This window comes from Sphingomonas sp. Leaf37, assembly GCF_920939475.1.
Classification (GTDB): Bacteria; Pseudomonadota; Alphaproteobacteria; order Sphingomonadales; family Sphingomonadaceae; genus Sphingomonas.
In genome coordinates this window covers 722,924-744,941 of the sequence record NZ_CAKLAX010000003.1, presented here as the reverse complement: position 1 = coordinate 744,941, position 22,018 = coordinate 722,924, and the positions used below count along the sequence as shown (strand labels likewise).

Annotated in this window: 19 protein-coding genes and 1 tRNA gene; 17 read left to right on the top strand and 3 right to left on the bottom strand. The window is 66.5% G+C overall.

The window, feature by feature from the left end; all coding sequences use genetic code 11:
* Nucleotides 1-12: 12 nt before the first annotated feature.
* The 10 genes from LRA87_RS13250 to LRA87_RS13205 all read left to right on the top strand — a co-directional run bounded on the left by LRA87_RS13250 (nt 13) and on the right by LRA87_RS13205 (nt 9,934).
* The gene (locus tag LRA87_RS13250; RefSeq protein WP_230631964.1) at nt 13-1,539 is read left to right on the top strand and encodes an acyl-CoA carboxylase subunit beta; all 1,527 of its coding nucleotides are present in this window, start codon (nt 13-15) and stop codon (nt 1,537-1,539) included.
* On the top strand, nt 1,520-2,098 hold the full coding sequence (locus LRA87_RS13245; RefSeq protein WP_230631963.1) for a TlpA family protein disulfide reductase: 579 nt from the start codon (nt 1,520-1,522) through the stop codon (nt 2,096-2,098). Before LRA87_RS13250 ends, LRA87_RS13245 begins: the two co-directional genes overlap by 20 nt.
* Nucleotides 2,095-2,523 carry a methylmalonyl-CoA epimerase gene (mce, locus tag LRA87_RS13240; RefSeq protein WP_230631961.1) on the top strand — a complete coding sequence of 143 codons (429 nt, stop codon included), beginning with the start codon at nt 2,095-2,097 and terminating at the stop codon, nt 2,521-2,523. Before LRA87_RS13245 ends, mce begins: the two co-directional genes overlap by 4 nt.
* A 37-nt stretch (nt 2,524-2,560) precedes the next feature.
* Nucleotides 2,561-4,717 (top strand): methylmalonyl-CoA mutase, encoded by a 2,157-nt coding sequence (scpA, locus tag LRA87_RS13235; protein ID WP_230632301.1) that lies wholly within the window; start codon nt 2,561-2,563, stop codon nt 4,715-4,717.
* Entirely contained in the window at nt 4,714-5,091 is a 378-nt protein-coding gene (locus LRA87_RS13230; protein ID WP_230631959.1) for a lysozyme inhibitor LprI family protein, read from the top strand. Before scpA ends, LRA87_RS13230 begins: the two co-directional genes overlap by 4 nt.
* On the top strand, nt 5,088-6,077 hold the full coding sequence (bioB, locus tag LRA87_RS13225) for a biotin synthase BioB (RefSeq protein ID WP_230631957.1): 990 nt from the start codon (nt 5,088-5,090) through the stop codon (nt 6,075-6,077). The genes LRA87_RS13230 and bioB overlap by 4 nt, the downstream gene beginning before the upstream one ends.
* A complete protein-coding gene (locus LRA87_RS13220; RefSeq protein ID WP_230631956.1) occupies nt 6,077-6,310 on the top strand; it encodes a DUF4160 domain-containing protein in 234 nt (77 codons plus the stop codon). The genes bioB and LRA87_RS13220 overlap by 1 nt, the downstream gene beginning before the upstream one ends.
* Nucleotides 6,294-6,557, top strand: coding sequence for a DUF2442 domain-containing protein (locus LRA87_RS13215; protein WP_230631955.1), 264 nt, complete (start codon nt 6,294-6,296; stop codon nt 6,555-6,557). Before LRA87_RS13220 ends, LRA87_RS13215 begins: the two co-directional genes overlap by 17 nt.
* A gap of 16 nt (nt 6,558-6,573) precedes the next feature.
* On the top strand, nt 6,574-8,571 hold the full coding sequence (locus LRA87_RS13210; RefSeq protein WP_230631954.1) for an acetyl-CoA carboxylase biotin carboxylase subunit: 1,998 nt from the start codon (nt 6,574-6,576) through the stop codon (nt 8,569-8,571).
* A 139-nt stretch (nt 8,572-8,710) separates the two neighbouring features.
* Complete coding sequence (locus tag LRA87_RS13205; protein ID WP_230631952.1) at nt 8,711-9,934, top strand: NAD(P)/FAD-dependent oxidoreductase; 1,224 nt, start codon at nt 8,711-8,713, stop codon at nt 9,932-9,934.
* A gap of 50 nt (nt 9,935-9,984) precedes the next feature.
* Here LRA87_RS13205 and LRA87_RS13200 read toward each other — a convergent pair.
* Nucleotides 9,985-10,059 (bottom strand) — tRNA-Gly (locus tag LRA87_RS13200).
* Nucleotides 10,060-10,201: 142 nt separating this feature from the next.
* On the opposite strand from LRA87_RS13200, the gene LRA87_RS13195 reads away from it, so the two are divergent.
* From LRA87_RS13195 to LRA87_RS13170, 6 genes are all read left to right on the top strand, one after another.
* Nucleotides 10,202-10,963 carry a hypothetical protein gene (locus LRA87_RS13195; RefSeq protein ID WP_230631951.1) on the top strand — a complete coding sequence of 254 codons (762 nt, stop codon included), beginning with the start codon at nt 10,202-10,204 and terminating at the stop codon, nt 10,961-10,963.
* Nucleotides 10,872-12,407, top strand: coding sequence for a Y-family DNA polymerase (locus tag LRA87_RS13190; RefSeq protein WP_230631949.1), 1,536 nt, complete (start codon nt 10,872-10,874; stop codon nt 12,405-12,407). Before LRA87_RS13195 ends, LRA87_RS13190 begins: the two co-directional genes overlap by 92 nt.
* A gap of 67 nt (nt 12,408-12,474) precedes the next feature.
* Nucleotides 12,475-15,807, top strand: a complete 3,333-nt coding sequence (locus LRA87_RS13185; protein ID WP_230631948.1) for an error-prone DNA polymerase — start codon at nt 12,475-12,477, stop codon at nt 15,805-15,807.
* A 182-nt stretch (nt 15,808-15,989) separates the two neighbouring features.
* A complete protein-coding gene (locus tag LRA87_RS13180; protein ID WP_230632299.1) occupies nt 15,990-16,883 on the top strand; it encodes a tetratricopeptide repeat protein in 894 nt (297 codons plus the stop codon).
* On the top strand, nt 16,880-17,506 hold the full coding sequence (locus tag LRA87_RS13175) for an LON peptidase substrate-binding domain-containing protein (RefSeq protein ID WP_230631947.1): 627 nt from the start codon (nt 16,880-16,882) through the stop codon (nt 17,504-17,506). The genes LRA87_RS13180 and LRA87_RS13175 overlap by 4 nt, the downstream gene beginning before the upstream one ends.
* A complete protein-coding gene (locus LRA87_RS13170) occupies nt 17,503-17,679 on the top strand; it encodes a Trm112 family protein (RefSeq protein ID WP_230631946.1) in 177 nt (58 codons plus the stop codon). Before LRA87_RS13175 ends, LRA87_RS13170 begins: the two co-directional genes overlap by 4 nt.
* A 32-nt stretch (nt 17,680-17,711) precedes the next feature.
* On the opposite strand, the gene LRA87_RS13165 is transcribed toward LRA87_RS13170, so the two are convergent.
* The gene (locus tag LRA87_RS13165; protein ID WP_230631944.1) at nt 17,712-18,230 is read right to left on the bottom strand and encodes an MAPEG family protein; all 519 of its coding nucleotides are present in this window, start codon (nt 18,228-18,230) and stop codon (nt 17,712-17,714) included.
* Entirely contained in the window at nt 18,227-19,441 is a 1,215-nt protein-coding gene (locus LRA87_RS13160; RefSeq protein WP_230631942.1) for a UbiH/UbiF/VisC/COQ6 family ubiquinone biosynthesis hydroxylase, read from the bottom strand. The genes LRA87_RS13165 and LRA87_RS13160 overlap by 4 nt, the downstream gene beginning before the upstream one ends.
* Before the next feature lie 130 nt (nt 19,442-19,571).
* Here LRA87_RS13160 and LRA87_RS13155 point away from each other — a divergent pair, with 130 nt between their 5' ends.
* On the top strand, nt 19,572-21,884 hold the full coding sequence (locus LRA87_RS13155) for a DNA translocase FtsK (RefSeq protein WP_230631940.1): 2,313 nt from the start codon (nt 19,572-19,574) through the stop codon (nt 21,882-21,884).
* Nucleotides 21,885-22,018: the final 134 nt, after the last annotated feature.

The window sequence follows — 22,018 nt, the reverse complement described above, 5'->3', positions numbered from 1 at the left end:
GCAGGAGCCTGTATGTCATCCACGCTGAACGAACTCGAACGCCGTCGCGCCGCTGCCAGAGCCGGAGGCGGCGAGAAACGCGTCGCCGCGCAGCATGCCAAGGGCAAGCTGACCGCGCGCGAACGCCTCGACATCCTGCTCGACGAAGGATCGTTCGAAGAGATCGACATGTACGTCGAGCACAATTGCGTCGATTTCGGCATGTCCGACCAGATCATCCCCGGCGACGGCGTCGTCACCGGATCGGGCACGATCAACGGCCGGCTGGTCTATGTCTTCAGCCAGGATTTCACCGTCTTCGGCGGCTCGCTGTCCGAACGCCATGCGCAGAAGATCTGCAAGGTGATGGACACCGCGCTGAAGGTGGGCGCACCCGTCATCGGCCTCAACGACAGCGGCGGTGCGCGCATCCAGGAGGGCGTCGCGAGCCTCGGCGGCTATGCCGAGGTGTTCCAGCGCAACGTGCTCGCCTCGGGCGTAGTGCCGCAGCTGTCGCTCATCATGGGGCCATGCGCGGGCGGTGCAGTCTATTCGCCGGCGATGACCGACTTCATCTTCATGGTGAAGGATTCGAGCTATATGTTCGTTACCGGCCCTGACGTGGTGAAGACGGTGACCAACGAGATGGTGACGCAGGAGGCGCTGGGCGGCGCGGTGACGCACACCACCAAGACTTCAGTCGCCGACAACGCCTTCGAAAACGACATCGAAGTCCTGCTGGCGGCGCGCGACTTCATCGACTTCCTGCCCGCCTCGAACCGCGAGCCCGTGCCCGAACGCCCGACCGCCGATGCGTGGGACCGGCTCGAGCCGAGCCTCGACACCCTGGTGCCGGCGAGCGCCAATCAGCCCTACGACATGCACGAATTGATCCGAAAAACGGTCGACGAAGGCGACTTTTTCGAGACGCAACCGGCGCATGCGGGCAACATCATCACCGGCTTCGGCCGGGTCGAGGGGCGCACCGTCGGCTTCGTCGCCAACCAGCCGATGGTGCTGGCGGGCGTGCTCGACATCAATTCGTCGAAGAAGGCGGCGCGGTTCGTCCGCTTCTGCGATGCGTTCGACATCCCGATCGTGACCTTCGTCGACGTGCCGGGCTTCTTGCCGGGCACCGCACAGGAACACAACGGCATCATCAAACACGGCGCTAAGCTATTGTTCGCGTACGCCGAAGCGACCGTGCCGAAGATCACCGTCATCACCCGCAAGGCGTACGGCGGCGCATACGACGTGATGGCGTCGAAGCACCTGCGCGGCGACCTCAACTACGCTTGGCCCACCGCCGAAATCGCCGTGATGGGCGCAAAGGGCGCTGTCGAAATCATCTTCCGCGGCCGCACCCCGGAAGAGATCGCCGAGCGCACGGCGGAGTATGAGGCGCGCTTCGCCAACCCCTTCGTCGCGGCGAGCAAGGGCTTCATCGACGAGGTCATCCAGCCGCATTCCACCCGCCGCCGCATCGCACTCGGCCTGCGCAAGCTGAAGGGCAAGGCGCTGGAAAACCCGTGGAAAAAGCATGACAATATCCCGCTCTAGCCCCTTGGATGGGCGGCGGCGCGGGCGGCGCTGGCTCGGCTACGCCGTCATTATTTTCATAGCACTTGCAGGTGCAGCACGTTTCCTGATGCTGAGGGCGTTCGACAGCGGCCCTCTTCAGCCCGCGCTAACAACGATCTCGCGCTTGCCGGTAACCCTGCCGGATGGCCATCCTGCACTGCTTGGCGACACCATCAAGCCGGGCGTGCCGACCGTCATAACGCTTTGGGCGAGCTGGTGCGGACCATGCCGCAGCGAAGCACCGAAAATCGCCGAACTTCGCCGCCGTTTCAGCAGTGACACGTTAAATCTTGTCTATCTTAATGTTCGGGATGCGGCCGCCAGCCGTGAGGATTTGGCGAGCTATATGGCAAAGTATGGCATGGCACCCGATGGGTATGCAGTGCTTGCGGACGAGCGGATCGCAGCGCTGACCAATGCATCGGACATATACATTCCTCGAACGCTGATATTCGACCGCAGCGGAAAGGCGGTGGCGAAGATCACTGGCTATAAGCCGTTTGCGCTTGATCGGATTAAGGGACTGGTCACATCATGACCCTCGGCCGCCTCAACCACGTCGGCATCGCGACGCCGTCGATCGCCAGGTCGATCGAAACCTACCGCACGCTGCTCGGGGCGACCGTCATCGGCCAGCCGTTCGACCTGCCTGCGCAGGGCGTCAAAGTGTGCTTCATCGACACGCCCAATACGCAGATCGAGCTGATCGAGCTGATCGAGCCTTATGACGACAGCTCGCCGATCGCCGGCTTCCTGCGAAAGAATCCGGCGGGCGGGCAGCATCATGTCTGTTTCGAGGTGCCGGATATCCACGCCGCCGTCGCCGATCTTAAAGCGAAGGGCGCGACGATCCTTGGGGAACCGCGGATCGGCGCACACGGTACGCCGATCGTGTTCGTGCATCCCAAGGATATGGGCGGCGTACTCGTCGAACTGATGGAGACGCCCAGTGGCGATCATTGAGACCAACACCGGCGAGGACAGTGGCGCGGCCCCCGCACTGCCCGCTGCACCCGAACCGACGCCGCAGCCGAGCCTCGCCGACTGGCAAGCCGCCGCCGCGAAGGAGGTGAAGGGCAAGGACCTGACCTGGCGCACGCCGGAAGGGATCGACGTCAAGCCGCTCTATACCGCGGCGGATGCGCCGGTGGACCCCGGCCTGCCCGGCTTCGCGCCGTTCACCCGCGGCGTGCGCGCGTCGATGTATGCGGGGCGGCCGTGGACGGTGCGGCAGTACGCCGGTTTCTCGACCGCGGAGGAATCGAACGCCTTCTATCGCCGCAACCTCGCCGCCGGGCAGAAGGGGCTGAGCGTCGCGTTCGATCTCGCCACACACCGCGGCTACGACAGCGACCATCCGCGCGTCACCGGCGACGTCGGCAAGGCCGGGGTGGCGATCGATTCCGTCGAGGACATGAAGATCCTGTTCGACGGTATTCCGCTCGACCAGATGTCGGTCAGCATGACGATGAATGGCGCGGTGATCCCGATCCTCGCCTTCTTCATCGTCGCGGGCGAGGAACAGGGCGTCGAACGCAAATTGCTCGACGGGACCATCCAGAACGACATCCTCAAGGAGTTCATGGTCCGCAACACCTACATCTACCCGCCCGAACCGAGCATGCGGATCATCAGCGACATCTTCGGCTACACGTCGCGTGAGATGCCCAAGTTCAACAGCATTTCGATCAGCGGCTATCACATGCAGGAGGCGGGGGCGACGCAGCTTCACGAGCTCGCCTTCACCATCGCCGACGGCATGGAATATGTGAAATACGGTGTCGCCAGCGGGCTCGACATCGACAAGTTCGCCGGACGCCTGTCGTTCTTCTTCGCGATCGGCATGAACTTCTTCATGGAAATTGCCAAGCTGCGCGCCGCCCGCGTGCTGTGGCACCGCGCGATGACGCAATTGGGCGCGCAGGACGAGCGGTCGAAGATGCTGCGCACGCACTGCCAGACGTCGGGCGTGTCGCTGACCGAGCAGGACCCGTACAACAACGTTATGCGCACGACGATCGAGGCGATGGCGGCGATGCTGGGCGGCACCCAGTCGCTGCACACCAACGCGCTCGACGAGGCGATCGCACTGCCCACCGACTTCTCCGCCCGGATCGCGCGCAACACGCAGATAGTGATCCAGGAAGAGACGGCGATGACGAAGGTCGTCGATCCGCTGGGCGGCAGCTATTACGTCGAGAGCCTGACGCAGTCGCTGGTCGATGGCGCGTGGGAGATCATCGAGCGGGTGCAGGCCGAGGGCGGCATGGCCAAGGCGGTCGCGGCGGGCTGGCCCAAGGCGATGATCGAGGAAGCCTCCGCCGCCCGCGCCGCGCGCGTCGATCGCGGCGAGGATGTGATCGTCGGCGTCAATAAATACCGCAAGGCCGACGAGGACCCGATCGACATCCTCGACGTTGACAATGTCGCGGTGCGCGAGGCGCAGATCCGACGGATCGAGCGGGTCAAGGCGACGCGCGACGACGCCGCCTGCCGCGCCGCGCTCGACGCATTGCGCGAGGGCGCACGGGGCAAGGAGAATTTGCTCGCGCTTGCCGTCGATGCGGCGCGCGCACGGGCAACGCTGGGCGAGATCAGCAACGCCATGGAGGATGTGTTCGGCCGCTTCGGCACGCAGCCGACGCCGGTGAAGGGCATCTACGGCGGTGCCTATGCCGACGACGTGCGCTGGGAGCGGCTGGCCGATGGCGTCGCCGCGACCGAGCGGCGGCTCGGCCGCAAGCCGCGCATGCTCGTCGCCAAGATGGGGCAGGACGGCCACGATCGTGGCGCCAACCTCGTCAGCAGCATGTTCGGTGATCTGGGGTTCGAGGTCGTCCCCGGCCCGCTGTTCCAGACGCCCAAGGAAGCCGCGATCCTCGCGCTGGAAAGCGACGTCGATATCGTCGGCGCTTCCAGCCTCGCCGCCGGGCACAAGACGTTGATCCCCGAACTCATCGGCCATCTGCGCGATGCCGGCCGCGCCGATATCAAGGTGATCGCAGGCGGCGTCATTCCGGCGCAGGACTATCAGGCGTTGCGCGATGCCGGCGTACAGGCGATCTTCGGCCCCGGCACCAACCTGATCAAGGCGGCCGAGGACGTGCTACGGCTGCTCGGCCACAACATGCCGCCGCAAGAGGAAGCCGCCGAATGATCCGTTACCCCGCACTCATCGCGCTGCTGCTCGCCACCCCGGCGATCGCGCAGACGGAGGCGCAGATGAACCAGACCGCCGGTCGCCAGTATCAGGCCGCCGATGCGGCGATGACGCGCCAGTGGCAGCGCACCTATGCCTATATGAAGGGCCGCGATGCGCAGGACCGCTCGCGCGGCGGCGGCTTCGGCTATGCCGCGGCGACGCTCGCCAGCCAGCGTGCGTGGCTCCAGTTCCGCGACACACAATGCGTCATCGAAGGCGGTGAGTTCGCCGGCGGATCGATGCAACCGATGGCGCAGGCGCAGTGCAAGACCCGATTGACCCGCGAGCGCACGTCGCAGCTCGCCAAGCTTCTGTGGACGAACCGATGACCCGTACCGACTGGACTCGCGCAGAGATCGCGACGCTGTTCGACCTGCCGTTCGACGAGCTGGTGTACCAGGCGCAGACCGTCCACCGCGCGCATCACGCGGCGGGCGAGGTGCAGCTCTGCACATTGCTGTCGATCAAGACCGGCGGTTGCGCGGAAGACTGCGGCTATTGCTCGCAGTCCGCCTCCGCCGAGAGCGGGGTGAAGGCGACCAAGCTGATGGACCCGCGCGCGGTGTTGCAGGCGGCGGCGCAGGCGAAGGATTCCGGCAGCCGGCGCTTCTGCATGGGCGCGGCATGGCGCAACCCCAAGGACCGCGACATGCCCGCGATCATCGAGATGGTGAAGGGCGTGCGCCAGATGGGCATGGAAACCTGCATGACGTTGGGCATGCTGACGCCGGCGCAGGCGGACATGCTCGCCGATGCGGGCCTCGATTACTACAACCACAATATCGACACCTCGCCCGAACGCTACGATCAGGTCATCACCACGCGGACGTTCGCCGAGCGGCTCGACACGCTGGAGCATGTGCGTGAGGCCGGGATCAACGTCTGCTGCGGCGGCATCGTCGGCATGGGCGAGACGCGCGACGACCGCGTCGGCTTCATCCATGCGCTGGCGACCCTGCCCCGCCATCCCGAGAGCGTGCCGGTCAATGCGCTGGTACCGGTGAAGGGCACAGTGCTGGGCGACATGCTGGCGGATACGCCGCTCGCCAAGATCGACGACATCGAATTCGTCCGCACCGTTGCGGTCGCACGGATCACGATGCCGTTGTCGATGGTGCGGCTGTCCGCCGGGCGCGAGAGCATGGGCGAGGCGACGCAGGCTTTGTGCTTCATGGCCGGCGCGAACTCGATCTTCACCGGCGACAAATTGCTGACCGCGGGCAACGCCGGCGACGACAAGGACGCCGCGCTGATGGCAAAGCTGGGGCTGGTGCCGATGGTCGCCGACGAACCGATGCGGGTCGCGGCGGAGTAATGCCGACGTTGCTGCGGATCGGCGCGTTCCGTTTCTATTTCTATAGTCCCGAACCGAACGATCCGCCGCACGTTCACGTCGATCGCGGCGAGGCAACGATCAAGGTCTGGCTGACCCCGGTAGAAGTCGCGGAAAGCCGCGGGTTTCGCGCGCATGAGATCAATGACATCCTGACCATGGTGGCGGAACACCGGGCGATGCTGGTGGAGAGATGGCATGAATATTTCGGCTAGGATCACCGACGAACGGGTGCTCGACGTCCGCTTCGACGACGCGAGCCTGATCGTCGATTTGATGGATGGGCGGACCATATCGGCACCGCTCGCGTGGTATCCGCGCCTGCTGCACGCCACGCCCGATCAGCGCGCGACGTGGGAAAAGGCGGGGGCGGGTTATGGCATCCACTGGCCCGCTATCGATGAAGATCTCAGCACCGATGGACTGCTGCGCGGCGCTCCTGCCGTGACACGTGCCGGCTGACGACGAGGAAAAACCGATGTTCAAGAAAATCCTGGTCGCCAACCGTGGCGAGATCGCGTGCCGGGTCATGCGCACCGCCAAGCGGATGGGGATCGCCACCGTCGCGGTCTATTCGGATGCCGACGCGCGTTCCCCGCATGTGCTGATGGCGGACGAGAGCGTGCGGCTGGGGCCGGCACCCGCCGCCGAAAGCTACCTGAAGGCGGAACTGATCCTGCTCGCGGCCAAGGAGACGGGCGCGGACTGCATCCATCCCGGCTACGGCTTCCTGTCAGAACGCGAGAGCTTCGCACGGGCGTGTGCCGAGGCGGGGATCGCGTTCGTCGGGCCGCCGCCCAAGGCCATTGCGGCGATGGGCGACAAGATCGAATCGAAGAAGCTCGCCAAGGCGGCGGGCGTCAATGTGGTCCCCGGTTTCCTCGGGGAGATCGCCGACACCGATGAGGCGGTGCGCATCGCATCCGACATCGGCTATCCGGTGATGATGAAGGCCTCGGCCGGCGGCGGCGGCAAGGGCATGCGTCTGGCGTATAGCGAGCAGGACGTGCGCGAAGGGTTCGAGGCGACCAAGCGCGAAGGTCTCGCCAGCTTCGGCGACGACCGCGTGTTCATCGAGAAGTTCATCGAGTCGCCGCGTCACATCGAAATCCAGGTGCTCGGCGACCAGCACGGCAACATCCTCTACCTCAATGAACGCGAATGCTCGATCCAGCGTCGTCACCAGAAAGTGGTCGAGGAGGCCCCCTCCCCCTTCGTCACGCCGGCGATGCGCAAGGCGATGGGCGAGCAGGCGGTCGCACTGGCGCGGGCGGTCGGCTATTATTCCGCTGGTACGGTCGAATTGATCGTATCGGGCGCGGATACCACCGGTCAGGGCTTCTACTTCCTCGAGATGAACACCCGGCTGCAGGTCGAGCATCCGGTGACCGAAGAGATTACCGGCCTTGATCTCGTAGAGCAGATGATCCGAGTCGCGGCGGGTGAGCCGTTATCGATCACACAGGATCAGGTCGGCATCAACGGCTGGTCGATCGAGAACCGCGTCTATGCCGAAGACCCGTATCGCGGCTTCCTGCCGAGCATCGGGCGACTGATGCGCTACAATCCACCGGTCGCCGCAAACGGTGACCACGCCCGCATCCGCGTCGACGACGGCGTCGTCGAGGGTGGCGAGGTCAGCATGTTCTACGACCCGATGGTCGCCAAGCTGATCACCTGGGCACCGACGCGCGAGGCGGCGATCGATGCGCAGATCGCGGCGCTGGACGCGTTCGAGATCGAGGGACCGGCCAACAACATCGACTTCCTGTCGGCGCTGATGCAGCATCCGCGCTTCCGCGACGGCGCCATCACAACCGGCTTCATCGCGGAAGAATATCCCGACGGCTTCCACGGCGCGCCGGCTGACACGGACCTCAAGCGCACGCTGGCCGCGATCGCCGCCTTTGCCGCTACCGCGCATGCGGATCGCGCGCGGCGCGTCGATGGCCAGCTCGGCCGCCGCCTTCCGCCGCCGAGCCATTGGGGAGTGCGGATCGACGGGACGGATCATGTGGTGGAGGTGTCCACCGATGGCCTGATCGTGGATGGTGCGGCGCTGGACCTCGCGCTCGAATATACGCCCGGCGACCGGATGGTGGAGGCGGAGATCGGTGATCACCATCACCTCAACGTTCGTATCGCGCCGGTGCGCAGCGGCTTTCGCCTGACGACGCGCGGTGCCAGCCATATCGTACGCGTGCTGCCGGCGCATGTGGCGCCCTATACGCAGCACCTGATCGAAAAGGTGCCGCCCGATCTGTCGAAATTCCTGATCGCGCCGATGCCTGGCCTGCTCGTCCGGCTAGACGTCTCCGCCGGCGACAATGTCGAGGCGGGCCAGCCACTTGCTGTCGTCGAAGCCATGAAGATGGAGAATATACTAAGGGCGGAAAAGACGGGGCGGGTGAAATCGGTGTCCGCCGTCACCGGTGACAGTCTGGCGGTCGATCAGGTCATTCTCGAACTGGAATGACGGCGCTTTAACTGTCGATACGGCGGGATCGACATGCCGGTATGCGCCTCCTTGGCGGGAGCGGGAGCGGCGCGACTTTCCGCAACTGCAACATGCTGCAATAGTATACGATATTCGGCGGCACGCGGGACAACGGCTTATGCGGATCACCATCGTCGGCGGCGGCATCATCGGCCTGTGCGCCGCCGTCGCACTGCTTGCCGACGGGCATGCCGTAACGCTGGTCGACGCCGATCACACGCGTTCCGCGGCGTCATGGGGGAACGCGGGCCACCTCGCAACCGAACAGGTCGCGCCACTGGCATCGATGGCAGCCATACGCAGCGCGTGGCATCGCCGCTTCGCGAACGGCGGCGCGCTCGACCTGCCCCTGGCGCAGGTGCGGACGTGGCTTCCCTTCGTCCCCCGCTATGTGGCGGCGAGTGGCGCGGCGCGCTTTACGGCAGGTCGGCACATGCTGGCCGCTCTGCTGGAGGATGCGCTGGCCGGCTGGCAGCGGATGGCGGCGGACATCGGCGATCCCGGACTGGTGAGATCGGATGGCCATTATGTCGTGTGGGAAAGCCCCGCCACGGCGCGGTCCGGCGAAGCTGCATGGGCCGCTGCGGATACGGGCGCCGCCACCCTTCGCCACGCGACCCTCGACGATGTGAAGCGGGTGGCCGCAATGATGGCGCACATGCCCGCCGGCATGATCCGTTTCGAGGGATCGGGCCAGATCGCCAATCCCGCTCGGCTCGCTATCGCCCTGGAAAGCGCGATCCGGACACGAGGCGGTATCATCGTCCGCGCTACCGCAGATCTGCGTATCGAACGTGGCGAAGCGTTCGTACCCGGCTTTCCCGCCGATCTTGTCCTGCTTGCCGCCGGGGTTGGCAGCGGATCGCTGATCGCGGGTGCGGGACATCGCGCGCCGTTGATCGCGGAGCGCGGCTATCACATCCGCGCCGCCGCCGATGACTGGCCCGAAGACATGCCGCCGATCGTGTTCGAGGATCGCTCGATGATCGTCACACGCTACGCCGATTGCGTACAGGCGGCGAGTTTCGTGGAATTTTCCGCGATCGATGCACCTCCCGATCGACGGAAATGGGAGCGGCTGGAGCGTCATGTCCGGGAACTCGGCCTGCCCCTCGCCGGACCGTTTACGCGGTGGATGGGCGCCCGGCCGACATTGCCGGATTACCTGCCGGCGATCGGCCGATCACGCCGTATCGACAATCTGCTCTACGCGTTCGGTCACCAGCATCTCGGATTGACGCTCGCTCCCGTCACCGCCGGCATCGTCGCCGCGCTTGCGAGGGGGGATATGCCGGCTATCGATATCGCGCCGCTGGCGATCGAACGGTTCGGCCGGGGATGATCCCGATAGTCGGGATCGCCTTGCGGCATTTTTCGCTATGTGCTGAAAACTGGAGCGGGCGAAGGGATTCGAACCCTCGACCCCAACCTTGGCAAGGTTGTGCTCTACCCCTGAGCTACGCCCGCTCTGGCGCCTGTCCGACCGGCTGGTCGGTGGGTGAGCGGCGCTATTAGCCGCGTGTCTTGAGGGGTGCAACCCCCATCCCGAAAATACAGCAACACGATTCAGGCTTGGCGACTCGATATTTAGAACATTACAAGAACATACATGAGCGACTCGACCGCCCTGATCGCCCGACTGCGGCGCATTGCCGCCGGCACGGGGACTGCGCAAGCCGTCGCGGCGCCGGTCGATGCATGGCTGTTGCAGGGGCTGGCACGCGCGCAACTGCATGAAATCTATGCGGTCGACGACGAAGATGGACCGAGCGGCGCCGGCTTTGGCATCGCCATGGCGCTGGCTGCGGGCGCGCTGCCACTGCTGTGGCTGCGGACCGAATCGTGCGAACGGCAGCAGGGGCGGCTGCATGCCGGGGGCCTTGCCGAACTGGGTCTGTCGGCTGAATCGATCGTGCTGGGCATCGTCGCCGACGAGCCGGCGCTGCTGCGCGCCGCCGCGGATGCCGCACGCTGCCCAGGTCTGGGAGCGGTACTGGTCGAGAGCATCGGACGGGCACCGGGTTTCGACCTGACCGCGACCCGACGATTGATGCTGGCGGCCGAATCGTCCGGCGTGACCGTGGTGTCGTTGCGGGTGGGTGCGGCTCCGGTGGCCAGTGCGGCGGCGACTCGCTGGGGCGTAGCGGCCGTGCCATCGACCGTGCTGGAAGCCGATGCACCCGGCTTCCCCGCCTTCGACGTCGAATGTCTGCGCCGGCGTGGGGGCCCCGCGGGGCAGCGCTGGCGCGTGGAGTGGGATCGTGATGCCAAGAGTTTCCGTGGAGCGTCGCTATCTGGCGCTGGTCTTTCCATGGCTGCCGATCGAGCGGCTGCGGGCCACCCGGCCGCATCTGTTCGTGCGACAGGGTGAGACGCCGGTCGCCTTTACCGAGACGGTCGGCAATGCGGTGCGGCTGACCGCGACCGACCTGACCGCGGCGCGCGCGGGGCTGAAGGTGGGGCTGACCCTTGCCGATGCGCGCGCGCGCGTGCCGGAGCTCGAGGTGTTTCCCGCCGATCCGCATGCCGACATGGACTGGCTGGAGCGGCTGGCGGACGGTTGCGCGCGCTACAGCCCGACGGTGGCGCTGATGCCGCCCGATGGCGTGGTGCTCGACATCGCCGGCTGTTCGCACGCCTTCGATGGGGAACGGCCGCTGGCGGCGGATGTCGAGGCGCGGATGGCGCGGCGTGGCATTCTGGCGCGCCATGCCTTCGGCGATACGCCCGAGATCGCACGCGCGCTGGCCCGCTTTGCCGGTGCCCCCGCCCCCGATGAAAAGGGTGCGGTGAAGCGGTTGCCGGTGGCGGCACTGGAACTGGATGACGACGCGACGACGGCGCTGACCCGTGCGGGTTTGAAAACCGTCGGCGATATCATGGCGCGACCATTGGCGGGAATCGCCGCACGCTTCGGCGAGGAAGCGGCGACCGCGGTGCGGCGGCTGGCGGGCGATCACAGGGCTCCCGTGAAGGCGCGCATGCGAATCGCGCCGATCGCGGTCGAACGCCGCTTCGCCGAGCCGATAGCACGCACCGATTACGCGCTGGAGGTGCTGGAAGACCTGACGGCAGAGGCATCCGGCACACTCGCGGAACGCCATCAGGGCGGACGACGCTGGGAGGCACGACTGTTCCGTGCCGATGGCCACGTCCAGTCGCTACGGATCGAGACCGGTCAGCCGACGCGCGACGTTCCATTGTTGATGCGGCTGTTCGCCGAGCGGATCGACAGCCTCGCCGATCCGCTCAATCCCGGATTCGGCTATGATCTGGTGCGGCTGGACGTGACGCTCGCCGAGAGGCTCGATGCGGCACAATTGCGGCTGGAGGGGGGTGCGGCGAAGCAGGGCCAGATGGATCAACTGGTCGATCAGCTTTCGACGCGATTGGGACGCAACCGCATACGCCGCTTCGCACCGCGTGACAGCCATATCCCCGAACAGGCCGAACTGATGTTGCCCGCCACTGCGGACGTTCCGACCGCCGCATGGCCGGACACCGAGGCCGGCGAACCGCCGCTGCGCCCGATCTACCTGTTCGATCCGCCGCAACCGATCGAAAGCGTCATGGCCGAGGTGCCGGACGGCCCGCCACACCGTTTCCGCTGGCGCCGCCGCGTGCACGAGGTCGCGCGGTCGGAAGGGCCGGAACGGATCGCCGGCGAATGGTGGCGGCGGCATGACGCGGCCATTCCCACGCGCGATTACTACCGGGTGGAGGACCGGCGGGGACGGCGGTTCTGGATCTTCCGACACGGCCTGCACAGCGAACAGGAGCATCCGCGCTGGTATCTCCACGGACTGTTCGCGTGATCGCCCGCGTCCAATGCTCCTGCGTGCGAAGGAACACGGCATTTGACGATTGTGGCGTACCCCCGCCATGACCGCCTTTGCGGAATGCGTCGCTGCGACCAATTACTCGTTCCTGCATGGCGCAAGCCATCCGCTTGACATGGTGGCGCGAGCGGTGGAGCTGGACCTCGCCGGCATCGGCATCGCCGACCGCAACACTGTTGCCGGCGTCGTGCGTGCCCACGACGCCATGCAACGCGCGGAAAAGGCTCTGGTCGGCGCAAAGCTGCCGCCATCGGGCTTCAAGCTGATCGTCGGCGCGCGACTGGTCTTCGCCGACGGCACACCGGACATCGTCGCCTATCCCGCGACTCGGCATGGCTGGGGGCGGCTGACCCGCCTGCTGACGCTCGGCAACCGGCGCGCGGTAAAGGGCGGCTGCATCCTCGGGCTGGGCGATCTCGCCCGTCACAGCGAGGACCTGCTGCTGATCGCGCTGCCCGACAGCAGCGCCGTTCCCGCGACGCCGATGGCCAACGTCATGCTGCCGCCGATGCGCAGCGATGCCGGGCTTGCCACCACCCTGCCCCTGCTCGCCAACATGGCGCCGGGCCGCGTCTGGCTCGGCGTGACGATGCCGCGCAGCGGGCGCGACCGCCGCCGCCTCGTCGCCCTGTCGCGGATCGCCGCGCGCTGTGCCGTGCCGCTGCTCGCCACCACCGATGCGCTCTACGCCCATGCCGATGTCCGCCCGCTGCACGACGTCGTCACCTGCATCCGCGAAGGCAAGACGGTGCAGCGCGCCGGTCGCCTGCTCGCCGCCAACGCCGAACGCCATCTGAAACCGCCGCAGGAGATCGCGCGCCTGTTCGTCGACTGGCCCGATGCCGTCGCCGAAAGCATCCGGCTGATCGACCGGATCGACTTTACCCTCGACCAGCTGAAATACGAATATCCCCACGAGCCCGTACCGGAAGGTTGGACGGCCCAGAACTGGTTGGAACATCTCGCGTGGCAGCACGCGATCGACCGCTACGATGGTTATGTGCCGCAGAAGCTGCTCGGTCTGCTGCACGAGGAGTTCGCACTGATCGAGGAGCGCCAATACGCGCATTACTTTCTGACCGTGCACGACATCGTCGCTTTCGCCCGCAACTGCGATCCGCCGATCCTGTGCCAGGGCCGCGGGTCCGCCGCCAATTCGGCGGTGTGCTTCGTCCTCGGCATCACCTCGGTCGATCCAATGCGCTACGACCTGCTGTTCTCGCGCTTCGTCTCCGCCGAACGCGATGAACCGCCCGACATCGACGTCGATTTCGAACATGAGCGACGCGAGGAGGTGATGCAGTACATCTACCGCCGTTACGGTCGCCATCGCGCGGCGGTCGCCGCCACCGTCATCCATTATCGCCCGCGCAGCTCGGTACGCGAGGCGGGTAAGGCGCTCGGCCTGTCGGAGGATGTGACGCAGCGGCTGACCAGCACGATCTGGGGCAGCTTCGCCAATCGGCTGGAGGATCAACGCCTCGCCGAAACCGGTTTCGACATCGCCAATCCACAGATCGCGCGGCTGCGGGGCCTCGTCGGACAACTCCTCGAGTTTCCGCGCCACCTGTCACAGCATGTCGGCGGCTACGTGCTGACCCAGAACCGCCTCGACGAGACGGTGCCGATCCATAATGGCGCGATGGAGAACCGCACCTTCATCGAATGGGATAAGGACGACATCGACTGCCTCGGCCTGATGAAGGTCGATATCCTCGCACTCGGCATGCTGACTTGCATCCGCAAGGCGTTCGACCTGATGCGCGACCATGACCTCGGCGATCACCAGCTCGAAACCATCGCCAACGACGAACATCCCGCTGTCTACGACATGCTGTGCAAGGGCGACAGCATCGGCGTGTTCCAGGTGGAAAGCCGCGCGCAGATCAACATGCTGCCGCGCCTGCGCCCGCGACGCCTGTACGACCTCGTTGTACAGGTCGCGATCGTGCGGCCGGGGCCGATCGAGGGTGACATGGTCCACCCTTATCTGCGCCGCCGCAGCGGGCGCGAGACGGTGGACTTCCCTTCCCCCGATCCCCGCCACGGCCCGCCCGACGAACTGCGCACCCTGCTCCGCGAGACCTATGGCGTGCCGCTGTTCCAGGAACAGGCGATGAAGCTCGCCATCGTCGCGGCGGGCTTCACGCCGGGCGAGGCGAACCAGTTGCGCCGCGCGATGGCGACGTTCCGTAAGGTCGGCGGGATGGACAATTTCGAGGAAAAGCTGATCGGCGGCATGACGCGACGCGGCTACGAACGCGATTTCGCCGAACGTTGCTATAAGCAGATCGAGGGGTTCGGCAGCTACGGCTTTCCCGAAAGCCACGCACTGTCGTTCGCGCGGCTGGTGTACGTGTCGTCGTGGATCAAATGCTTCCAGCCGGCGGTGTTCGGCTGCGCGATCCTCAACTCGCAGCCGATGGGTTTCTACGCGCCAGCGCAACTGGTGCAGGATGCGCGCGAACATGGCGTCGTCGTGCGGCCGATCGACGTCAATGCCAGCGTCTGGGACAATGCGCTGGAGCGGCTGGACGACGGCAGCCTCGCGATCCGGCTCGGTTTTCGCCAGGTCGACGGTTTTCGCAGGGATTGGGCAACCGCGCTGGTCGATGCACGTGGTGACGTGCCGTTCGCCGGGATCGAGGCGGTGGCGGCCCGCGCCGGCCTGCCGACGCGCGGACTCAACCTGCTCGCCGACGCCGATGCGTTCGGCTCGATCGCGATGGGCCGCCGCGATGCCCTGTGGGAGGTGCGACGCACGCCGCCGAAACAGCTTGCACTGTTCGCCGCCGCCGATGCGCCCGAACTGGGTGTGGAGGCCGATGCACGGCTACCCGCGATGCCGCCCGGCGAACAGGTCGCGGCGGATTATCAGACGACGCGGCTGTCGCTGAAGGACCACCCGATGCGGTTCCTGCGCCCCCTCTTCGCTGCCGAAGGCATCATCTCCAGCGCACAGGCATCGCGGACGAAGGACGGACGCCGCGCGAGGATCGCGGGCGTGGTGCTGGTCCGCCAGCGGCCGGGCAAGGGCAATGCTATCTTCGTGACGATCGAGGACGAGACGGGGATCACCAACGCTTTGCTATGGGCGCGCGATTTCGAGGCGAACCGGCGTGCGGTGATGGCAGCACGGCTGATCGTGCTGGAAGGGGTCATCCAGCGCAGCGAAGAAGGCGTGATCCACCTGATGACGGTGAAGGCCTATGATCGGAGCGAGGAACTGCGCCGGCTGTCGTCCGACTATAACGCCGAAACCCCACTGTTGCCGGTCGACGAGGTGATCCGCCCCCGGCCGATCATGAGCCAGGACCCCCGCGGCCGCCATCCGCGCGACGTACGGGTGATGCCGCCGTCGCGGGATTTCCACTGACGGCGCCGATAATTCCTCCCCCGCCAAAACGAGGGAGGGATCAAGTTGAGCCACCACCGTCATACCCATCCAAAACCCCTCCCTTCTCCCACCAACCGCAGTAAAAACCTTGGCGTCGGCGCCCTGCTGCCCCACATGGGCTGCAACCGATTATGAAGGAGCATGACTTGGCCACGCTGGGAATGGCGCCCGCCGAAAAGCAGGCAGTCGAGGATTTCCGCCGCGACGTCGTCGAACCGTCGATGACCAAGCTGGTGATCATCGATTTCTGGGCGGAATGGTGCGGGCCGTGCAAGGCGCTGGGACCGACGCTGGAAAAGATCGCCGCCGCTTACGCCGACAAGGGCGTAGTGCTGGCCAAGATCGACACCGACAAGAATCAGTTCATCGCCGCGCAATTCCAGATCAAGTCGATCCCGACCGTCTATGCGATGTTCCAGGGCCAGCTGGTCGCCGACCTGACCAGCGCCCGCACCGAATCGCAGCTGCGGGTCATTCTAGACCAGTTGCTCAAGCAATTGCCGATCCAGTCGGAAGAGGCGGATGCCGCTGCCGAGATCGAGCCGCTGATCGCGATGGGCGAGGATGTGCTGGCGAGCGGCGATAGCGAACGCGCGCTGTCGATCTTCGACCAGCTGTTCGAGATGGCGCCGGACAATCCGGCCGTGCTGTCCGGCCGCATCCGCGCGCTGGTCGCCGCCGGCCGGACCGACGACGCGCAGGCCGCGATCGACGCGCTGCCCGCCGACATCAAGGACGCTGGCATCGACCGCGCCAGGGCGGCGATCGAGCTGGCACAGAGCGCACAGCCGGTCGACGATTTCGCCGGTTTGCAAGCAGAGGTCACCAGCAACCCCGACGACCACGACCGCCGCTTCGCGCTGGCGAACGCCCAGATGGCGGCGGGCGACCGTGACGGTGCGGCGGACAATCTGCTCCATATCGTCGCCGCCGACCGCGCCTGGAACGAAGGCGCTGCGCGACAGCAGTTGCTCAAGCTGTTCGAGGTCGTGGGGCTGGAGGATCCCTGGGTATCGGCGCAGCGTCGCCGCCTGTCGGCGATCCTGTTCGGATGACCCAGCCCACTCGCCTGTCGATCTTCCCGCTGCCCGGCGCGCTGCTGTTTCCCGGCATGCACCTGCCGCTACATATCTTCGAGCCGCGTTACCGGGCGATGATCAGCGATTCGATGGCGCGGGATCGACGGATCGGCATGATCCAGCCCTTGCACAAACCGGCGACGGGCGGGGACAATCCGGGTCTGTACGACATCGGCTGCGTCGGCAAGATCGCAGAGGTCGAGGCACTCGACGACGGCCGCTACAACGTCGTGCTGGAGGGCGTCGCGCTGTTCCGCGTGTTGCGCGAACTCGACGTGGCGACGCCGTTCCGACAGATCGAGGCGGAGTTGTTGCCCATCGATGGCAACGATGCGCTGTCGCTCGGCCGCCGCTCGTCGCTGGAGCTCGAATCGCGCCGCTTCGCCGATAGCCAGGGCTATGCGGTCGATTGGGAAGCGGTCGGTCGGCTGGACGACGAAAGTCTCGTCAACGGCATCGCCCAGATCGCGCCGTTCGACACCGCCGCCAAACAGGCGCTGCTGGAGGCGCCGGATATCGAGACGCGTGCGGAACTGATCATCCAGCTGATGCAATTCTTCGGCCGGCATGACGGTGAGGACAAGGTGACGCTGCAATGAGCCTCGACCCATGGCTGCTCGAACGCCTCGTCTGCCCGGTGACGCGCCAGCCGCTGCGGTACGACGAGGCGGCGCAGGAACTGGTGTCGGACGCGGCAGGACTGGCCTATCCGGTCCGCGACGGCGTGCCGGTGATGTTGCCCGACGAAGCAAGGCGGCTGGGCGCGGCCTGATCCGTGGTCCTGCGGCCGCAGGAATGCGGGTGCTATTCCACCAAGGCCACCGCCGCCATCAACAGCGCCGCGATGCTGGGATAGAAGGTCAACGCAAAGCCCAGCGACCGCGCTTCCGCCCCGTCGCGATAGCCGGTCCAGAACAACAGCCGCCCCGCCGAGAAGCACGCCACGAATAGCGCCACCGGCACCCGCGCATGGTCGCTCAGCAGCGTGAGCGCGGTATAGGCCAGTCCAGCCAGCAACGCCTGCTCCACCGTGTTGCGCAAAACCGCATTGGCGATGTCGACACGCGCATCCACCCGGTCGCCGCCACCGATCGCGCTTTCCGATGCGAACCGCCGCCACGCGACATCGCCGATTGCCGCCGCCACCCATAGGCCAAGCACCAGTGCCGCGATCCCCAGTGTTGCGGACCGGCTCTCCAGCGTCGCCGCCGAACTGCGGCTATAGCCGATGATCGCCGCTGCGATCGTCAGCCCCAGTCCGATGCCGATCCCCCGCGCCACGCCGTTCTGCTTGCGACGCAGCGGCACCGCCGGCTCGATCACACCATCAACCCCTGTAGCAGCCTGGGCAGCGTGCCCGTTTCGCCACGCGCCTCGGCCATGAAGCGGTTCTTCAGCGGCGGCAGCCTGTCGACCGCGCCGATCCCGAACCGCCGTACCGCACTGGCGGTCTTGCCGGGGATGCCAAACAGCCGGGTCAGCGTGTCGGTGGCGGCGGCGACCATGAACGTGTCGAGTCCCCGCCAGCGCTGATACCGCTCCTGCAGCGCCGGATCGCCCAGATCGAGCCCCAGTCGCTTGCCGTCGACCAGCACCTCGGCCAGCGTCGCCGCATCGCGTAGGCCCAGGTTCAGCCCCTGCCCCGCGATCGGGTGGATGCCGTGGGCTGCGTCGCCGACCAGCACCAGCCGTTCCGCGGTGATCCGCGCGGCGTGGTGGAAGCCCAGCGGATAGCTCGCGCGCGGGCTGGCGGCGCTGAGTTCACCAAGAAACCCGCCCATCCGCTTCGTCGCTTCTGCCAGAAACGCGCGATCGCCCAGCTTCATCATCGCCGGTCCGTCTGCACCCTTCACCGACCAGACGATCGCCGAACGATGGCCGATGTCGTCGTCGGGCAACGGCAGCAACGCGAATGGCCCCGACGGGTAGAAGATCTCGTATGCGATATCCTCGTGCGGAAACTCGTGGTGGAACGCGCCGACGATCGCCGCATGATTGTATTGCCAGCGCGCCACCGTGATCCCCGCCGCCTCGCGAGTCGGCGAATTGCGCCCCTCCGCCGCGATCAGCAGCGGTGCGCGCACGGTCGTACCGTCGTCCAGCGTCGCGACGACGCCGGCGGGGCCACGCACCACGTCTGTCGCCCGCGTTTGCATGCGCAGGTCGACGTTCTTCGCCGCGGTCGCAGCATCGAACAGCGCACGTCGCAGCAGCTTGTTCTCGTACATCGTGCCGAGCGCGCCATCACCCTCATCCGGTTTGAAGTCGAGCTTGCCCGGCTCCAGTCCGTCGCTCACCCGGATATGCCGGATCGCACAGCCCTGTCCTGCCAGCGCGGCGCCGATCCCGATCGCATCGAGCATCCGACCGGTCGCACTCGCGATGGCGGAAGCGCGCCCGTCGAAGCCCGGTGCCAGCATCACCGCCGGATCGGCCGGGTCGATGACGATGCTCCTGACGCCATGCACGTCGAGCGCGAGCGCGAGGGTGGCGCCGACCAGGCCACCGCCCAGAATGATGACGTCTGTGTCCATATCGCCTCCCTACGCGCGCAAAGCGGACGTGCCAACGGTCGGCCCGCCCGCGATTGGCCGCACCTGCCTTGACGTAACGCACGCTTCGCCCGATGATTCCGCGATATTCGTACATTGAAGGGATCGGGCGATGGCGAGCCGTGCGCAGCCAGGCTTGTTGCGTGAAACGGTGAAGGCGGGGGCGGTGCGCGGCGGAGCGCTGATCGCGTCGATCGTGCTGTTCCTTGTCACGCTGCTGATGGTGCTCGCGCTGGCGAGCTATCGCGCCAGCGACGCAGCGCTCAACACCGCATCGGGCGGACCGGTCCAGAACCTCGCCGGCCCGCCCGGCGCCTGGTTCGCCGATCTGGCGCTGACGCTGTTCGGCCCCGTGGTCGCGCTGCTGCTGCCGGTCGCGCCGATCGTCGCCGCCCGGCTGTGGCGCGACCAGCCGCCGGGGCGCTGGCTGGCGATGCTGCGCAATGCGGCGATCGGCGTCGCACTGATGGCGTCCGCACTCGCCTTCGTATCCGATGCATCGGTTCTCGCGCTTCCTGCCGGCTGGGGCGGCGTGGTCGGCTTGTCGGTCGCGCACCTCGTCGAATGGGGGCTCGCCTTCATCGGCCAGCCCGGTGCGGAACGCTGGGCGGCACGCGGCGTCGGCCTGATCCTCGGTGTCGCCGGCATCATCATCTGGGCGAAGAGCCTCGAAATCGACCTTGGCGATCGCCGCTTTCGTCTGCGCCGCGTGCGTACCGGGGGTGACGATGTCGCCGACGTCTATGACGACATCGACGACGGGGACGAGGAGCCGCTTCAGCTTGCGCGCAAGGTCATCGAACCGCGCGCCGTCGCCGAACCCGACCCCCGCCCCGCTCCGGTTATCGCCGACCGCAATCTCGCGCCCTCCGCAGCCAAGCAGAAGCCGCGCCAGCAGAGCCTCGATCTCGGCCATACCTATGCGTTGCCGGGCCTCGACCTGCTGACTCCCGCGCCGCCCGCGCCCAAGGGCCAGATCGACAAGGCCGCGCTGGAGCGCAACGCCCGCCTGCTTGAAAACGTCCTCGACGATTTCAAGGTACACGGCGTCATCAACGAAGTGCGCCCGGGTCCCGTCGTCACGATGTACGAACTGGAGCCTGCGCCCGGCATCAAGGCGAGCCGTGTCATCGCGCTCGCCGACGATATCGCGCGCAATATGTCGGCGGTGTCGGCGCGCGTCGCGGTGATTCCCGGCCGCAACGTCATCGGCATCGAGCTGCCCAATGCCAAGCGCGAATCGGTCAGCTTGCACGAACTCGTCGGCAGCCAGACGTTCGAGGATCAGGCCGCGCAATTGCCGATCATCCTCGGCAAGAACATCGCCGGCGATCCGGTGATCGCCGACCTCGCGCCGATGCCGCACCTGCTCGTCGCCGGCACCACCGGTTCGGGCAAGTCGGTCGGCCTCAACTGCATGATCCTGTCGCTGCTCTACCGGCTGACACCGGACCAGTGCCGCATGATCATGATCGATCCCAAGATGCTCGAACTGAGCATGTACGACGATATCCCGCACCTGCTGTCGCCGGTGGTCACCGATCCCGCCAAGGCCGTTCGCGCGCTGAAATGGGCGGTCGAGACGATGGAGGACCGCTATCGCCAGATGTCCTCGGTCGGCGTCCGCAGCCTGGCGGGCTTCAACGACAAGGTGCGGGGCGCGAAGGCGAAGGGCCAGCGGCTCGGCCGCCGCGTCCAGACCGGCTACCACCCCGAAACGGGCCAGCCGGTGTACGAGGAAGAGCAGCTCGACTACGAACCGCTGCCGCAGATCGTCGTCATCGTCGACGAGCTCGCCGACCTGATGATGACCGCGGGCAAGGAGGTCGAATTCCTGATCCAGCGCCTCGCGCAGAAGGCGCGCGCGGCGGGCATCCACCTCATCATGGCGACGCAGCGCCCCTCGGTCGACGTCATCACCGGGGTCATCAAGGCCAATCTGCCGACCCGCATCAGCTTCCACGTCACGTCGAAGATCGATTCGCGCACCATCCTCGGCGAACAGGGGGCCGAACAGCTGCTCGGCAAGGGCGACATGCTCTATATGCCCGGCGGCAAGGGCATCGTGCGTGTCCACGGCCCGTTCGTCAGCGACGACGAGGTGCGCGCCATCGCCGATCACTGGCGTTCGCAGGGCCAGCCCGACTACATCACCTCGGTCACCGAAGAACCCGAGGACGGCTTCGCGCTGGAAGGCGCGCCGGAGGGCGAGGATTCGGCCGAGGACCAGCAATATCGCAACGCGATCCAGCTGGTGTGCGAATCGCAGAAGGCATCGACCAGCTGGCTCCAGCGCCAGCTGCGGATCGGCTACAATTCGGCCGCGCGGCTGATCGAAAAGATGGAGAAGGACGGCATCGTCAGCCGTCCCGACCATGTCGGTCGCCGCGAGGTGCTGCGCGATACCGAAGGCCATGCGATCTGACGTCTCGCCCCTGCCCTCATCCGTCCCACCGCTGACGCGGCGGGGCCCTTCCCTCTCCCGCCGGAAGGGGGAAAAGACGCCGAGCGCGGCGAAAGGATTAGGGCAGGCGCGGAACGCTCACGGTTCAGCAGGCA

Coding starts and splice junctions, on each gene's coding strand:
- LRA87_RS13155 (WP_230631940.1), top strand. CDS start 19,572: ATGGCGAGCCGTGCGCAGCCAGGCTTGTTGCGTGAAACGGTGAAGGCG.
- LRA87_RS13205 (WP_230631952.1), top strand. CDS start 8,711: ATGCGGATCACCATCGTCGGCGGCGGCATCATCGGCCTGTGCGCCGCC.
- mce (WP_230631961.1), top strand. CDS start 2,095: ATGACCCTCGGCCGCCTCAACCACGTCGGCATCGCGACGCCGTCGATC.
- LRA87_RS13175 (WP_230631947.1), top strand. CDS start 16,880: ATGACCCAGCCCACTCGCCTGTCGATCTTCCCGCTGCCCGGCGCGCTG.
- LRA87_RS13220 (WP_230631956.1), top strand. CDS start 6,077: ATGCCGACGTTGCTGCGGATCGGCGCGTTCCGTTTCTATTTCTATAGT.
- LRA87_RS13180 (WP_230632299.1), top strand. CDS start 15,990: ATGGCGCCCGCCGAAAAGCAGGCAGTCGAGGATTTCCGCCGCGACGTC.
- LRA87_RS13170 (WP_230631946.1), top strand. CDS start 17,503: ATGAGCCTCGACCCATGGCTGCTCGAACGCCTCGTCTGCCCGGTGACG.
- LRA87_RS13215 (WP_230631955.1), top strand. CDS start 6,294: ATGAATATTTCGGCTAGGATCACCGACGAACGGGTGCTCGACGTCCGC.
- LRA87_RS13250 (WP_230631964.1), top strand. CDS start 13: ATGTCATCCACGCTGAACGAACTCGAACGCCGTCGCGCCGCTGCCAGA.
- LRA87_RS13230 (WP_230631959.1), top strand. CDS start 4,714: ATGATCCGTTACCCCGCACTCATCGCGCTGCTGCTCGCCACCCCGGCG.
- LRA87_RS13195 (WP_230631951.1), top strand. CDS start 10,202: ATGAGCGACTCGACCGCCCTGATCGCCCGACTGCGGCGCATTGCCGCC.
- LRA87_RS13160 (WP_230631942.1), bottom strand. CDS start 19,441: ATGGACACAGACGTCATCATTCTGGGCGGTGGCCTGGTCGGCGCCACC.
- bioB (WP_230631957.1), top strand. CDS start 5,088: ATGACCCGTACCGACTGGACTCGCGCAGAGATCGCGACGCTGTTCGAC.
- LRA87_RS13185 (WP_230631948.1), top strand. CDS start 12,475: ATGACCGCCTTTGCGGAATGCGTCGCTGCGACCAATTACTCGTTCCTG.
- LRA87_RS13210 (WP_230631954.1), top strand. CDS start 6,574: ATGTTCAAGAAAATCCTGGTCGCCAACCGTGGCGAGATCGCGTGCCGG.
- LRA87_RS13245 (WP_230631963.1), top strand. CDS start 1,520: ATGACAATATCCCGCTCTAGCCCCTTGGATGGGCGGCGGCGCGGGCGG.